At 61.5% G+C, this 13,506-nt stretch carries 15 protein-coding genes; 11 read left to right on the forward strand and 4 right to left on the reverse strand.

Features of this window, described 5'->3' with window-relative positions; translation table 11 throughout:
• The first annotated feature begins 23 nt into the window (after positions 1-23).
• Positions 24-1,646, forward strand: a complete 1,623-nt coding sequence (locus ACSQ8R_RS06570; protein ID WP_436252611.1) for an ABC-F family ATP-binding cassette domain-containing protein — start codon at positions 24-26, stop codon at positions 1,644-1,646.
• Between the two features lie 191 nt (positions 1,647-1,837).
• Here the strand turns inward: ACSQ8R_RS06570 and ACSQ8R_RS06575 are convergent, their stop codons facing one another.
• Entirely contained in the window at positions 1,838-2,254 is a 417-nt protein-coding gene (locus ACSQ8R_RS06575) for a hypothetical protein (protein ID WP_436252612.1), read from the reverse strand.
• 350 nt (positions 2,255-2,604) lie between these two features.
• Here ACSQ8R_RS06575 and ACSQ8R_RS06580 point away from each other — a divergent pair, with 350 nt between their 5' ends.
• Positions 2,605-3,495, forward strand: coding sequence for a cell wall hydrolase (locus tag ACSQ8R_RS06580; RefSeq protein ID WP_436252613.1), 891 nt, complete (start codon positions 2,605-2,607; stop codon positions 3,493-3,495).
• A 10-nt stretch (positions 3,496-3,505) separates the two neighbouring features.
• On the opposite strand, the gene ACSQ8R_RS06585 is transcribed toward ACSQ8R_RS06580, so the two are convergent.
• The 3 genes from ACSQ8R_RS06585 to ACSQ8R_RS06595 all read right to left on the reverse strand — a co-directional run bounded on the left by ACSQ8R_RS06585 (position 3,506) and on the right by ACSQ8R_RS06595 (position 5,954).
• Positions 3,506-4,135, reverse strand: a complete 630-nt coding sequence (locus ACSQ8R_RS06585) for a glutathione S-transferase family protein (RefSeq protein ID WP_436252614.1) — start codon at positions 4,133-4,135, stop codon at positions 3,506-3,508.
• A gap of 68 nt (positions 4,136-4,203) precedes the next feature.
• A complete protein-coding gene (locus ACSQ8R_RS06590; protein ID WP_436252615.1) occupies positions 4,204-4,665 on the reverse strand; it encodes an N-acetyltransferase family protein in 462 nt (153 codons plus the stop codon).
• Positions 4,666-4,739: 74 nt separating this feature from the next.
• Entirely contained in the window at positions 4,740-5,954 is a 1,215-nt protein-coding gene (locus ACSQ8R_RS06595; RefSeq protein ID WP_436252616.1) for an NADP-dependent isocitrate dehydrogenase, read from the reverse strand.
• 227 nt (positions 5,955-6,181) lie between these two features.
• Here ACSQ8R_RS06595 and ACSQ8R_RS06600 point away from each other — a divergent pair, with 227 nt between their 5' ends.
• From ACSQ8R_RS06600 to ACSQ8R_RS06640, 9 genes are all read left to right on the forward strand, one after another.
• Positions 6,182-6,712, forward strand: a complete 531-nt coding sequence (locus ACSQ8R_RS06600; RefSeq protein ID WP_436252617.1) for a hypothetical protein — start codon at positions 6,182-6,184, stop codon at positions 6,710-6,712.
• Positions 6,713-6,844: 132 nt separating this feature from the next.
• Positions 6,845-8,836, forward strand: a complete 1,992-nt coding sequence (locus ACSQ8R_RS06605; RefSeq protein WP_436252618.1) for an FUSC family protein — start codon at positions 6,845-6,847, stop codon at positions 8,834-8,836.
• Between the two features lie 60 nt (positions 8,837-8,896).
• Positions 8,897-9,748 carry an RNA methyltransferase gene (locus ACSQ8R_RS06610; protein WP_436252619.1) on the forward strand — a complete coding sequence of 284 codons (852 nt, stop codon included), beginning with the start codon at positions 8,897-8,899 and terminating at the stop codon, positions 9,746-9,748.
• A complete protein-coding gene (gene murI, locus ACSQ8R_RS06615) occupies positions 9,732-10,529 on the forward strand; it encodes a glutamate racemase (RefSeq protein ID WP_436252620.1) in 798 nt (265 codons plus the stop codon). The genes ACSQ8R_RS06610 and murI overlap by 17 nt, the downstream gene beginning before the upstream one ends.
• 384 nt (positions 10,530-10,913) lie before the next feature.
• A complete protein-coding gene (locus ACSQ8R_RS06620; protein ID WP_436252621.1) occupies positions 10,914-11,150 on the forward strand; it encodes a DUF1127 domain-containing protein in 237 nt (78 codons plus the stop codon).
• Between the two features lie 76 nt (positions 11,151-11,226).
• Positions 11,227-11,673 carry an N-acetyltransferase family protein gene (locus tag ACSQ8R_RS06625; RefSeq protein ID WP_436252622.1) on the forward strand — a complete coding sequence of 149 codons (447 nt, stop codon included), beginning with the start codon at positions 11,227-11,229 and terminating at the stop codon, positions 11,671-11,673.
• Between the two features lie 68 nt (positions 11,674-11,741).
• Positions 11,742-12,380, forward strand: coding sequence for a LysE family translocator (locus ACSQ8R_RS06630; protein ID WP_436252623.1), 639 nt, complete (start codon positions 11,742-11,744; stop codon positions 12,378-12,380).
• A 24-nt stretch (positions 12,381-12,404) separates the two neighbouring features.
• On the forward strand, positions 12,405-12,776 hold the full coding sequence (locus ACSQ8R_RS06635; RefSeq protein ID WP_436252624.1) for a GFA family protein: 372 nt from the start codon (positions 12,405-12,407) through the stop codon (positions 12,774-12,776).
• Between the two features lie 10 nt (positions 12,777-12,786).
• Complete coding sequence (locus ACSQ8R_RS06640; RefSeq protein WP_436252625.1) at positions 12,787-13,419, forward strand: LysE family translocator; 633 nt, start codon at positions 12,787-12,789, stop codon at positions 13,417-13,419.
• The last annotated feature ends 87 nt before the right edge of the window (positions 13,420-13,506 follow it).

A 13,506-nucleotide genomic window follows, 5' to 3' on the forward strand; every position in this document is an offset into this window, starting at 1 on the left:
GAAACCCTCCGAGCCAGACGCCCATGATCCGCATCGAAAACATCAGCAAATCGAACAGCCACCGAATCCTCTTCATCGAGGCAGCCGCGGCGCTGAACCGCGGCGAGAAGATCGGCCTCGTCGGCCCGAACGGTGCCGGCAAGACGACGCTCTTCCGGATGATCACCGGTTCTGAAATACCGGACGAGGGGCAGGTCTCGGTCGAGAAGAATGTCACGATCGGTTATTTCAACCAGGACGTCGGCGAAATGGCCGGCCGCAGCGCCGTCACCGAGACGATGGACGGTGCAGGTCCGGTGAGCGTCGTCGCGGCCGAATTGCGCGAGCTCGAAGCCGCCATGGTTGATCCTGATCGCCTCGACGAGATGGACCAGATCATCGAACGCTACGGTGAGGTGCAGGCGCGTTACGAGGAGTTGGACGGTTACGGCCTCGAAGGCCGCGCCCGCGAGGTTCTGGCCGGCCTGAGCTTCACCCAGGAAATGATGGATGGCGATGTCGGGAAGCTCTCCGGCGGCTGGAAGATGCGCGTGGCACTCGCCCGCATCCTTTTGATGCGCCCGGACGTCATGCTGCTCGACGAACCGAGCAACCATCTCGATCTCGAAAGCCTGATCTGGCTGGAACAGTTCCTCAAAGGGTATGACGGCGCGCTGCTGATGACTTCGCACGACCGCGAGTTCATGAACCGCATCGTCACCAAGATCATCGAGATCGACGGCGGGTCGCTCACCACCTATTCCGGCGACTACGGCTTCTATGAGCAGCAGCGGGCCCAGAACGAAAAACAGCAGCAGGCCCAGTTCGAGCGCCAGCAGGCGATGCTGGCCAAGGAGATCAAGTTCATCGAGCGCTTCAAGGCGCGCGCCAGCCACGCCGCACAGGTGCAGAGCCGGGTGAAGAAGCTCGACAAGATCGAACGCGTCGAGCCGCCGAAGCGCCGCCAGGCGGTCGCCTTCGAATTCCAGCCGGCACCGCGCTCCGGTGAAGACGTCGTCAACATCAAGAACGTCGTCAAGCGCTACGGCAGCCGCTCGATCTACGAAGGTCTCGACTTCATGGTGAAACGCCGCGAGCGCTGGTGCATCATGGGCGTCAACGGCGCCGGCAAATCGACGCTGCTGAAGCTCGTGACGGGCTCGACCGAGCCGGACGAAGGCAGCGTTGCGATCGGCGCCAGCGTCAAGATGGGCTATTTCGCCCAGCACGCCATGGATCTGCTGGATGGCGACCTGACGGTCTTCGAATGGCTGGAACAGCAGTTCCCGCGCGCCGGGCAGGGCTCGCTCAGGGCGCTATCCGGCTGTTTCGGCTTTTCCGGCGATGACGTCGAGAAGAAATGCCGGGTGCTGTCGGGCGGCGAGAAGGCGCGTCTGGTGATGGCCGCCATGCTGTTCGACCCGCCGAATTTCCTCGTCCTCGACGAGCCGACCAACCACCTGGACCTCGACACCAAGGAAATGCTGATCAAGGCGCTGTCGGAATACGAAGGCACCATGCTGTTCGTCAGCCACGACCGGCATTTCCTTGCCGAACTGTCGAATCGCGTGCTCGAACTGACACCCGATGGCATCCAGCGCTATGACGGCGGCTACACGGAATATGTGGAACGCACCGGTTACGAGGCGCCCGGGCTGCGGAGCTGAGGGTCAAAGGCGGGGGCTGACCCAGGCCTTACAAGCGCGGATGCAAACATCATCGGTCACTAGAAAGTTTGTCACCCGCCGAGAGACCGTTAGGAAACACGAGACTGAGCAGGAAGAGGGCCATTAAGCCGGCCAAGAATCCCAGACGATCTTGGGGGCTGGGTTGTTAGGCCGTGGCGCGCGACTGGACCTCAAGACTTCTTCTTTGGAGCCAAGGAAGCGTATCGCTCGCAGCCGCCGATGTTTCCTTCAAGCTTTGTATCAACAACGATGCCCTTGGGGTCTACAATGAGGTCGAGCTTACAGCTGTAGCTATAGCTCTCAGTACGGCTTCCTTGGACGGTCGTGTACACGACCTGTCCATTTACATAGGAGGTCGCGGTTTGGCTGGTTGGCACCGAGTAGCTGCCGGAATTTTGGTTCTCCCAGCTATAGACGGTATGGCCCGCGATGTGACTCTCGCGATCGGGGAAGCCAAGACGCTGGAAGGCAACCTGATACGGCTGTCCCTTTAGGGTGTCAGTCCCTGCCCTGATGTCCTCGGATGTAACGCATCCGGAAACGGCCAAGAGAGAGAGCGCAGATAGTGCCTTTAGAACGGTATGCATGTAACCCCCCGGTAGAAGGTCAAGAGATACACAGCTGTTGAGTCCCTGCCAAGTCCCTATAGGTGTCCTGACGCCGCTGGTTAAGGGCAGCCTCAGAGAGTGTCGCAAGGATCCGTGAACGGCAGGGCGGGAAGTCAACTTTCCGTTAGGAAGACCATCGTAAGACGTCGGTCCGGCACCCGCGGAAAGGCCTCGGTTCGAAGAGGGGTGCCGCAGCGCCGACCTCCAGCCGGAACGATTTTCCGCACAGTTTTGATTGTCTCATATGCCATTTGATCTGAATCAGTTTTTAAGGTATCCCTTTCCCCGCCGTAGCGATTTCTGGAATTATACCGCAAGGGGGGATATTCATGACGGCGAGCGATAAGGCCCTTCTCCGACCGGCAATCGGTCTGGTTGGAATGATGTTCCTGTCGGCATGCACGTCGGCTCAGACGACGGCGTCCATTTCTCCCGCTACCACGACTATCAAGCCGGCACCGGTTTCGAAGAAACAAGTCTACCACTACACGCCGGCCGATCGCGATTGCATGAAGCGGGCAATGTATTTCGAGTCGCAGCGGTCGAGCCGTGAGGGGCTGATGGCCGTCGGCACCGTGATCATGAACAGGCTGACCTCCGACGCCTATCCGTCCACCATTTGCGGCATCGTCGCCCAGGAGCGGCAGTTCGCACCGGGCGTGATGACGCGGGCGATAAATGAAGCAACGGTTCCGGAACTCGATGCGGCCGTCGATGCGATCATTCGCGGCGAGCGGAACCCGGACGTCAAGGACGCCATGTTCTTTCACACGGCCGGCTTACGTTTTCCCTACCAGAACATGCATTATGTCACGGTCGCCGGCGGCAACGCGTTCTACGAGAAGCGGGACAGGGACGGAGATCTGCAGACGCCACCCCCGAAACCCGTCGATGAATACGTGCTTGCGCTGGTGCAGAGCGATCCCGATCCGTTCAGCCTGATCCAGGCGAGGGAAATCGACGTTGCGTCGATCCCGGCGACGGGCACGGATCCGTTGGTGGCGATGAATGTTCCGGTTCCGATCGGGCGGCCGGATCCCTTGACGGTCCATTCGGCAGGCAGTCAGCCGGCAGCCAGCCAGCCTGTAAAACCTCCTGTCGCGCAGGTGGTCCTTGCCAGCTCCATGAGCAATGAGTGGATGCTGCGTTTCGACGCCGGCAACGCGAAGCCGATACCCACCCCGTCACCCAAGCGATCGCCGGCCGGTATCGACCGCTGATCCCTAAAGCTTATCCTGCTTTTTGAAGTTCGGCAGCTGCGGCTTTGTCCTTGTCGCTGGCCCGCCGATAAGCCTCGCGCAGCGCAAGCCGTCCGAAATATTGTTCGAACGCGGTGCGTTTCTCGATCGTGCCGAACTGCAGGCCGTAACCGAGCTGCGAGCCGACATAGACATCGGCGGCGCTGAACATGTCGCCGGCGATATAGGCGTTCGTCCGGACAGCCGATTCCAGCGTATCCATGACATCCTGATAGGTGCCGTAGCCGACCATCCGCTCAAGTTCCTTCGGTACTTCGAAGCCGAGCACGCGGTTGCTGACGGCTGCTTCCAGCGGACCGGCCGCAAAGAACATCCAGCGGTAATAATCGGCTCGCTTGGCGGGGGCGGGCGCAAGACCCGCCTGCGGAAAGGCATCGGCCAGATAGGCGCAGATCGCCGCGCATTCGGTGACAATGGTCTTGCCGTGCGCGATGCTCGGCACCTTGCCCATCGGGTTGACGCTTTTATAGGTCTCGCCCTTCATCGTCGTGCCGAAATGCAGGATCTCTGTGCGATAGGGGACGCCGACCTCTTCCAGCATCCAGCGGGCAATCCGGCCGCGCGACATCGGATTCGTGTAAAGCACCAGTTCGTCCGTCATGCGATCCTCCCGGGAGTGATGCCTATGTTTTGGGGCAGCCTCGCCGTCAATCAAGACGTCGTCATCAATTAGAGCGGTTTTCGATACTGGATGAAGCCGGCATTCTGGGCGATGCGGTCGTAGAGCCGCCGCGCGGTCGCGTTGCTTTCATGCGTCAGCCAGTAGAGCCGGCTCGCACCGTTTGCGCGTGCGAGGTCTGCGACCGCCTCGATCAGCGCCTCGCCGGTGCGCTTGCCGCGCTGGCTCATATGCACGTAGAGGTCCTGCAGATAACAGCTCGAGTCCGGCAGCCAGCAGGAGCGATGAAAGATCGCATGCACGATGCCGACCATCTTGCCGGTCTCGTCGAAGGCACCGAGCGCATGCATGGGCTCCGCGGGATCATGGAAGCGGTTCCAGGTGAGGTCGTACATCTCCTTGGGCAGCACGGTCTCGTAGAAGCGCAGATAGGCTTCCCAGAGCGGTTCCCAGGCGGCGCGGTCGGATGGTTCGAGCGGGCGAATGATGGCGGTTGACATTGCGGCGGCCATGACAAAATTCCCTGACAAAAGAAAACGGCGGAGATCGCTCCCCGCCGTTGAAGTCTTATCCGAAAATTTCGGGCTTAGGCAGCCATGGCTACCTTGAGATTCTCGTCCACCTTGTCGAGGAAGGCGGTGGTCGAGAGCCACGGCTGATCCGGACCGATGAGCAGCGCCAGGTCCTTGGTCATGTAGCCGGATTCGACGGTATCGACGCAGACCGTTTCAAGCGTCGCGGCGAACTTCGCAAGGGCTGCATTGTCGTCGAGCTTGGCGCGATGTGCGAGGCCGCGGGTCCAGGCGAAGATAGAGGCGATCGAGTTCGTCGAGGTTTCCTGGCCCTTCTGGTGCTGGCGGTAGTGGCGGGTAACGGTGCCGTGGGCGGCTTCCGCTTCGACCGTGCGGCCGTCCGGCGACAGCAGGACCGAGGTCATCAGGCCGAGCGAGCCGAAGCCCTGGGCGACGATGTCGGACTGGACGTCGCCGTCGTAGTTCTTGCAGGCCCAGACGTAGCCGCCGGACCACTTGAGCGCTGCGGCGACCATGTCGTCGATCAGGCGGTGTTCGTAGGTGATCTTCAGTGCGTCGAACTGTTCCTTGAATTCGGCGTTGAAGACTTCCTCGAAGATATCCTTGAAGCGGCCGTCATAGGCCTTGAGGATGGTGTTCTTGGTCGACAGGTAGACCGGCCACTTGCGCATCAGGCCGTAGTTCAGCGAAGCGCGGGCAAAATCGCGGATCGATTCGTCGAGGTTGTACATGGCCATCGCCACGCCGGCGTCCGGTGCCTTGAACACTTCCTTCTCGATCACCTGGCCGTCTTCGCCGACGAACTTGATCGACAGCGTGCCCTTGCCGGGGAACTTGAAGTCGGTTGCCTTGTACTGGTCGCCGAAGGCGTGGCGGCCGACGACGATCGGCTTGGTCCAGCCCGGAACCAGGCGCGGCACGTTCTTGCAGATGATCGGCTCGCGGAAGATGACGCCGCCCAGGATGTTGCGGATCGTGCCGTTCGGGCTCTTCCACATTTCCTTGAGGTTGAATTCCTTGACGCGGGCTTCGTCCGGCGTGATCGTCGCGCACTTGATGCCGACGCCGTGCTTCTTGATGGCGTTGGCGGCGTCGATCGTCACCTGGTCGTTGGTGGCGTCGCGGTTCTCGACCGAGAGGTCGTAATATTCGATGTCGAGATCGAGATAGGGAAGGACCAGCTTGTCCTTGATGAGCTGCCAGATGATGCGGGTCATCTCGTCGCCGTCGAGATCGACGACCGGGTTGGCTACCTTGATCTTTTGCATGGAATTCCTCTTGGACGTAGAAGGGACCTCAAGGTCCCGACGGGTGGACACCAGTGGGTGCGCTATAACATCGCCGGGCTGGAACGCAAAGGTATTGAGGCCATCATATGCGGCTTTTCGTGCGAGAAATCGCCATGCCTCCGGACCCGCGGACGATTGCCCTTGCCAAACCACAAAGCCGGATTAATGTCCGCCCAAATCGCTCTCCAACAGCCGGATTTGATCTTATGCGGACCTTGCCGCCTGCTCTTGCCTTTTTATTGATCTCGACCTTTACCGCGGCGGCTGATGTGACCGATCCCGTGAAGGAGGTGATGAAGATCACCGAGGACAACTGGAATACCATCGACAGCGAATGGAAATACATCTTCGAGGCCGACCCGTTGTCGCGCCTGTTCAGCAAGAAATTCCAAGGCGCCTATGCGGAAGCCGCCAAGCACCCGGCCTATGACACGGAAAACAACCAGCCAGGCGATCCCTTCGGATATGACGTGATCACCTCGTCGCAGGACGGTTGTCCGCTGAAGGACATCAAGACGACCTCGGCACCGGGCGCCAACGGCATGACCGATGTTACAGTGACCTTCAAGATGTGGACCTGCGTCGATGAGGCGGCGGTGAAGGACAGCGTCAACGAACTGCATTTCGACGTTATCCAGGAGGCCGGCAAGCCTGTCATCGACGACATCCACCGTGTCGCAGATGGCGAGCGGGATTCGGTCGTCGAAGAGATGCAGTCGATCGCCAAGGGCGAGTAGCTCGCCGGTGATCGGGCGGCGCGCCGTTCTCTCGATCGTAGTTCCCAGGCCTGTGCACGGTATCGCCAATCTCTGCCCAGGCGATATAATCGGCGGCCAGAAGCGGGTGCCGGCACCCGGCCGGGGTGGTTGATGACGTTTGCCGCAAAGATCCGAGACTGGCTGCTCGCCAACGACCCGGCGTTGTCGCGCCTGCGCATGGCAGGGCGGGTGACGCTGACGGTGATCGCCTCGGTCGCGTGCCTTGCGCTCACCCACGCCGCCGGGCTGGCACTGCCGACGATCGCCTACGGGCTTGCCATAATGCTGTCGATCGAGGGCGGCATCGCGGTCCGCGACCGGCTGCCGTCGGACCAGTTGAAGACGAGGCTGATCGGCGGGGTCGTCAGCCTCGTTTGCGTCGGGCTCGCCGCGGCACTGGAAGACTACCGCTCCATTTCCGACCCGATGTTTCTGGTCGTCATCGCCTGCGCCACGGTCGGGCGGGTGTACGGGCCGCGCGGGTTCGCGGTCGGCATGTTCGCGTTCACGTCCTATTTCATGGGCGCCTATCTGAAGCCGAACCTTGCGGATCTTCCGCTCGCGGCCATCGGCCCCGCGATTGCCGTCGTCACCGGCCATCTGGTCCGCACCTATCTCCTGCCGGACGACTGGCGGCGCGATCTTCTCCAGTCGCTGGTGGCGATCCAGGGCAGGGTGGGGGACATCCTGATGAAGCTCGCAGTTCTGTCGAGCGGCGGGACCGTGACCGACGGCGACCGGCGCGAACTGCGCCAGCTCGAGGAGCGGCTGAAGGACGTGGTGCTGATGGCGGAAGGGTTTCTGCCGCGAACCGGTGACGGCACGATCGATCCGGAAGACGAGGCGGTCACCGCCCTCACCATGAAGATTTTCGATGCGCATCTCGCTGCGGAAAGCGCGATCGTTCTGTCGTTCGAGGCGCTGCCGCCCTTCATGCTCGTCCACGCGCTGATCGAAGAGGATCAGGATATGGCCGAGAAGATCGCGGCCAGCTCCGCGGTTGTTGGCGACGACCGGGTGGCGGAGGGCGCCCGCGCCCTGATGTGGCTGCACAAAGCGAGGGTAGCGCTGACGGAAACGATCGAGGAGGGGCGGCGCGACCGGTTCCGGTCGATCGAGGACGCCCGCACGGCGCCGGCGCCGGCCAGGATCGATTTCTCGCTCAGGAACCCGGTGATGCGGTCCGCGGTCCAGATCACCGTCGCATCGGGCCTTGCGATGGTCTTCGGCCTGATGCTGTCGCGCGACCGCTGGTTCTGGGCCGTTTTGACCGCCTTTCTGATCTTCACCAATACCAAGTCACGCGGCGATACGGCGATCAGGGCCCTGCAGCGCTCGGTGGGTACGCTGCTCGGCATCGCAACCGGGCTCCTGCTTGCGACCCTGATCGGCGGTTATCCCGTGGTCGCCGCGCCGATCGCCGTGCTCTGCATATTTCTCGGCTTCTATTGCCTGCAGATCTCCTATGCGGGGATGACTTTCTTCATTTCGATCGTGCTCTGCCTGATTTATGGCATGACCGGCGTGCTGACCCTCGACCTCCTGCAGCTGCGGATCGAGGAAACGCTGATCGGCGCGCTTGCGGGCACCGTGGTTGCCTTCCTCGTCTTCCCGGCGCCGACCCGCTCGACCCTCGATCTCGCGCTCGGGCGCTGGTTCGATGGGCTGCGCGAGCTTCTTTCCGCGGTCAAGGAGGGCAGGGGCGGCTTCGAGATCGTCGCTCTCTCCCGCAAACTCGATGCCGCCTATCGCGAGGTGACGCTTGCCGCGCGCCCGCTCGGCACGACCTGGTCGGTGGTCACCCGGCCGGGCCAGGTCCGCCAGACGCTCGCCATCTTCCTCGGCGCCACCTATTGGGCGCGCATCTTCGCCCGCAACGCGGTTCAGGCGGGGCACAGGCCGGAGGGCGATGTGCTGGCGGCGCTGGAGGAGGCGTTGCGCACCATTGACGCGCTTTCGGCCCGCGGTTCTGAGTGTTTCGTGGTCAAGCGCAAGACGAGCAGAAGCGCCGGCCGGCACCTGCCGATCTTCAAGCATGGCAGCCGCGTCGGCGTCGAAATGATCGGCACCATGCTGGGCAGGCTTTATCCGGCATCGGCATAAGACTTGCCGATTGCCCCGGGCACCGCTATTCCGGCCCCGGATTTGAATACGGAAACGGACATGTCAGGCACCAACAGCGAGCGTGAACTCATAGCCGAAGGACCGGCGGTCATCCTGGTGGAGCCGCAGCTCGGCGAGAATATCGGCATGGTGGCGCGCGCCATGGCCAATTTCGGCCTCGCCGAACTGCGCCTGGTCAACCCGCGCGACGGCTGGCCGAGCGAAAAGGCCCGTTCCGCCGCTTCCAAGGCCGATCACGTCATCGATGGCACCAAGGTGTTCGAAACGCTCGAGGAAGCGATCGCCGATCTCAATTTCGTCTATGCGACGACCGCGCGCGAGCGTTACGGCTTCAAGCCGGTGCGCTCGCCGGTGACCGCCGCCGAGACCTTGCGCGGCAAGTTCAAGGCCGGTGAGAAGACCGGCATTCTCTTCGGTCGCGAACGCTGGGGCCTCACCAACGAGGAAGTGGCGCTCGCCGACGAGATCGTCACCTTTCCGGTCAACCCGGCCTTCGCCTCGCTCAACATCGCCCAGGCCGTGCTGCTGATGTCCTATGAATGGATGAAATCCGGCATCGACGATCTTGCCGAGACCGTCTTTCTGCCGATCGAGCAGCGTCCTTCCACCAAGGAACAGGTGATCGGCCTGTTCGAGCACCTGGAAGAGGCGCTGGACGCCCGCAATTATTTCCATCCGCCCGCGAAAAAGCCAAGAATGATCGACAACCTCCGCGCCGTCATCTCGCGGCGGGGTTTTACGGAGCAGGAGATCAGCGTGTTCCGGGGCGTCATCAACTCGCTCGACCGTTTTCCCCGCGGATGGTCGAAAAAGGACGGGCCGAAGCCTGAAAAGGCTGTTCCGCCCGAAGGGGCATCTGGGGAGACCACGGGAAATGACGCAGAAGAATGAATCGAAGCCCGTGCTGATGTTCGATTCGGGCATCGGCGGGCTGACGGTGCTGCGCGAGGCACGCGTGCTGATCCCGGAACGCGGCTTCATCTATGTCGCCGACGATGCGGGTTTTCCCTATGGTGACTGGGAGGAGGCGGCATTGCGCGAGAGGATCATCTCGCTCTTCGCAAAGCTTCTCGACGAATACGATCCGGAAGTCTGCGTCATATCTTGCAACACCGCCTTCACCTTGGTCGGCGCCGACCTGCGCGAAACCTTCCCGAAGATGACCTTCGTCGGCACCGTGCCCGCGATCAAGCCGGCTGCCGAACGCACCCGTTCCGGCCTCGTCTCCGTGCTCGCCACGCCGGGCACGGTCAAGCGCGCCTATACCCGCGACCTCATCCAGTCCTTCGCCACCCAGTGCCATGTGCGCTTGGTCGGTTCGCAGAACCTTGCGCGCATGGCGGAAGCCTATATCCGCGGCGAGACGATTTCCGACGAGGCCGTACTGGCGGAGATCGAGCCCTGTTTCGTCGAGAAGGACGACAGGAAGACCGATATCGTCGTGCTCGCCTGCACCCACTATCCTTTCATGGCCAATGTCTTTCGCCGGCTGGCGCCCTGGCCGGTCGATTGGCTGGACCCCGCCGAAGCGATCGCCCGGCAGGCGCGGCGAAAAGTGCCGCTGGTCGAGGGCGCCGAGCATCCCGACAATTTCGACTTCGCCGTCTTCACCTCCGGCAACCCCGACTTCGCCACGAGACGGCTGATGCAGGGATTTGGGCTCAGGGCCTGAGCGCCAACAAGCAATGTGGCTTATTTGCCACGCTTTTCTCGTGACGGATGCAATTCGCGATTGCGCGCTTGCTCGTCGGGAGATCCCGTGTATTATTTATCTATTCCGCAAATCGAACACAGGAGGCGTGAAATGAAGTCCATTATCATGTTTATGCGCCTATCTGGCGGAACGGCCATTGTGGCCTCGGTGTCTCGCACATCGATGCCGACCGGCATGTGCTCCCAGTCCGTATAAGGCTGGATTTCTGCCGTTTTCGGCATTTTCCTATTGATCCGACGTGACCGGCTGACGACGCGGTTTACCGCGTTTCCTTGTCCGCACCAGCACGTCTTTCTTCATCTCAGAGGACCTGGTCGCGACCTGCGCCGGGACGGAAAAATCATGCGTGAATCACAATTTTTGGTTGCCGATACCCTTTCGGTCGCGGTTCATGAACTCTGCCGCGAACATGGCGTCTGGAGGACTGCTGGTGCGCTGTTCCTGGCAGCTTGGAAACACCGTGCGGAAAAGAACCAGATCTCGGATCTTTCCAATCGGATGCGCCGCGATATCGGTTTCCCCGAACTCAAGGACGACCGCCGAAATGTCCGGTTCAGCCCTTGGGATATCCGGCTGTGAAAGGACTGAGATGGGGCCCCGGCGGGCTTGCTGCCGGGGCCGCTCTTTCAAGGATCCGAGGTTTGGGGCTTAAAGAATGGTCGTATTTCGCAAACTTGGCCAAGACGACATGCCGGCTGCGGCTAAGGTTCATCGCACCTCCTTCGACGAGCGGCTACCCTGGCTCGCCGGCCTGCATACGCCGGAGGAGGATCGCGATTACTGGAGCGGCCATCTCTTCCCGACATGTCGGATTTTCGGCGCGGAACGTGAGGGCGTATTGCTCGGCATCATCGCCTTCCGCAAGGACTGGATCGACCAGCTCTATATTATGCCGAACGCACAGGGCGAGCGGATCGGCACCCGGCTTATCGATATCGCCAAGGCAGCATATCCGCAGCTTTTCCTCTGGACCTTCCAGCGCAATACCGTAGCCCGCCGTTTCTACGAGACGCGTGGTTTCATTGCGATCGAGGAGACCGATGGCTCGGGCAATGAGGAGAAGGAGCCGGATGTGCTCTATCGCTGGGCGCGCGAGGGTTGAATAAAACACTGCTTGCCAAGTGAAAAATTCGGTGGCTTGCTCCCTCCATTCTCTGGAGGAACATTCGCATGTCGCTTGAACACTGGCTGGCTTTCGTCGCCGCCTCATCGGTTCTCCTGGCCATTCCGGGGCCGACGATCCTGCTCGTCATTTCCTATGCGCTGAGCCATGGCCGCAAGGTGGCATCGGCCACGGTCGCCGGCGTGGCGCTTGGCGATTTCACGGCGATGACCGCCTCCATGCTCGGTCTCGGCGCGTTGCTTGCAACCTCTGCGGCGCTCTTCACGGTGCTGAAATGGGCGGGTGCGGCCTACCTCGTCTATCTCGGCATCAAGCTCTGGCGCGCGCCGGTCTCGGAACGGGCCGCCGATCTCGGCGAGGCGGAGGTAACCTCGATCAAACCGCTCAAGATTTTCCTGCACACCTATGTGGTCACCGCGCTCAACCCGAAGAGCATCGTCTTCTTCGTGGCTTTCCTGCCGCAGTTCCTGGATCTCAGCCAGCCGCTATTCTTCCAGATGGCCGTCTTCGAAGTCACGTTCCTGGTACTCGCAACATTGAACGCCACGCTTTATGGCCTGCTTGCCTCGATGGCGCGCAACACGATCCGCAAGCCGAAAGTCCAGCGCATCGTCAACCGCACCGGCGGTTCGCTGATGATCGGTGCCGGGCTGCTGTCGGTCGGCTTCAAGCGCGCGGCCGCCTGAGCTTCGTAGGGGGAGGAATAGCGGATGATCACCGGGCGTTGCCATTGCGGCGAGACCGTTTTCGAGATCAAGGGTGAACTGCCGCAGGCGCTCACCCGCTGCACCTGCACCTTCTGCTCCAGGCGCGGCGCACTGCATGCCTATTACGAGCCGAAGCAGGTCAAGGTGACCGCCGATGCCGCGAGCGACAGGGTCTATCGCTGGAATTCGAAAATGGTGGCGCATCATTTCTGCGGCACATGCGGTTGTACCACCTATAGCGACAGCCCGGATTTTCAGATGGACGGCACCTGGGACGGCAAGACGCGCCGCATTGGCGTGAATGCCCGGCTGTTCGACGATTTCGATGCCGAAGATTGGCCGCATACGGTCATCGACGGTCGGAATCTCTGGTAGGAGCAATGAAATGAGTGAAGTCACCCTGCTTGCCTTTGCGATCGTTGCGTTCATCGGCATCGCCACACCCGGGCCGACCGTGCTGCTGGCACTCACCAATGGCTCGCGCTACGGCCTTCGCCGTGCGCTGCCGGGCATGGCAGGTGCGATGATCTCCGACTTCGTGCTGATCGGTGCGGTCGCGCTCGGCCTCGGCGCGCTGCTCGCAGCTTCCGAATTCTGGTTCTCGGTCGTCAAATGGCTGGGCGCCGGTTATCTCGCATTTCTCGGGTTCATGCTTCTGCGCTCGAAAGGTTCGCTTGACGTAACGGCAGGTGATGCCGCCGCCGGTTCGGGTTCCGCAACGTCGATCTTCCTGAAAAGCTTTCTCGTGGCGGTCACCAATCCCAAGGGCTACCTGTTCTTTTCGGCTTTCCTGCCGCAATTTATCGTCCCCGATGCGCCGCAGTTTCAGCAATATGCGATCCTGGCGCTCGTCTTCGCGCTGATCGATTTCGCCGTCATGTTCGGTTATGCGCTGCTCGGTTCGCGGGCGGTGCACCTGTTGAAGAAGAAGGGTGCGCTCTGGCTGGACAGGCTCTGCGGCGGCGCACTTCTGGCGCTCGCAGGGTCGCTCGCATTCTATCGTCGCGCGGCATCCTGAGCGGTTTCGCAAAGGCCTGTGCATTTTCGATCTTGCCCGGCGAAACGAATCCCGATCTCTGTTAGAGTTCGGGAGTCGCGGCTTCTA

This window comes from Neorhizobium sp. LjRoot104 (assembly GCF_964253725.1).
Classification (GTDB): Bacteria; Pseudomonadota; Alphaproteobacteria; order Rhizobiales; family Rhizobiaceae; genus Neorhizobium.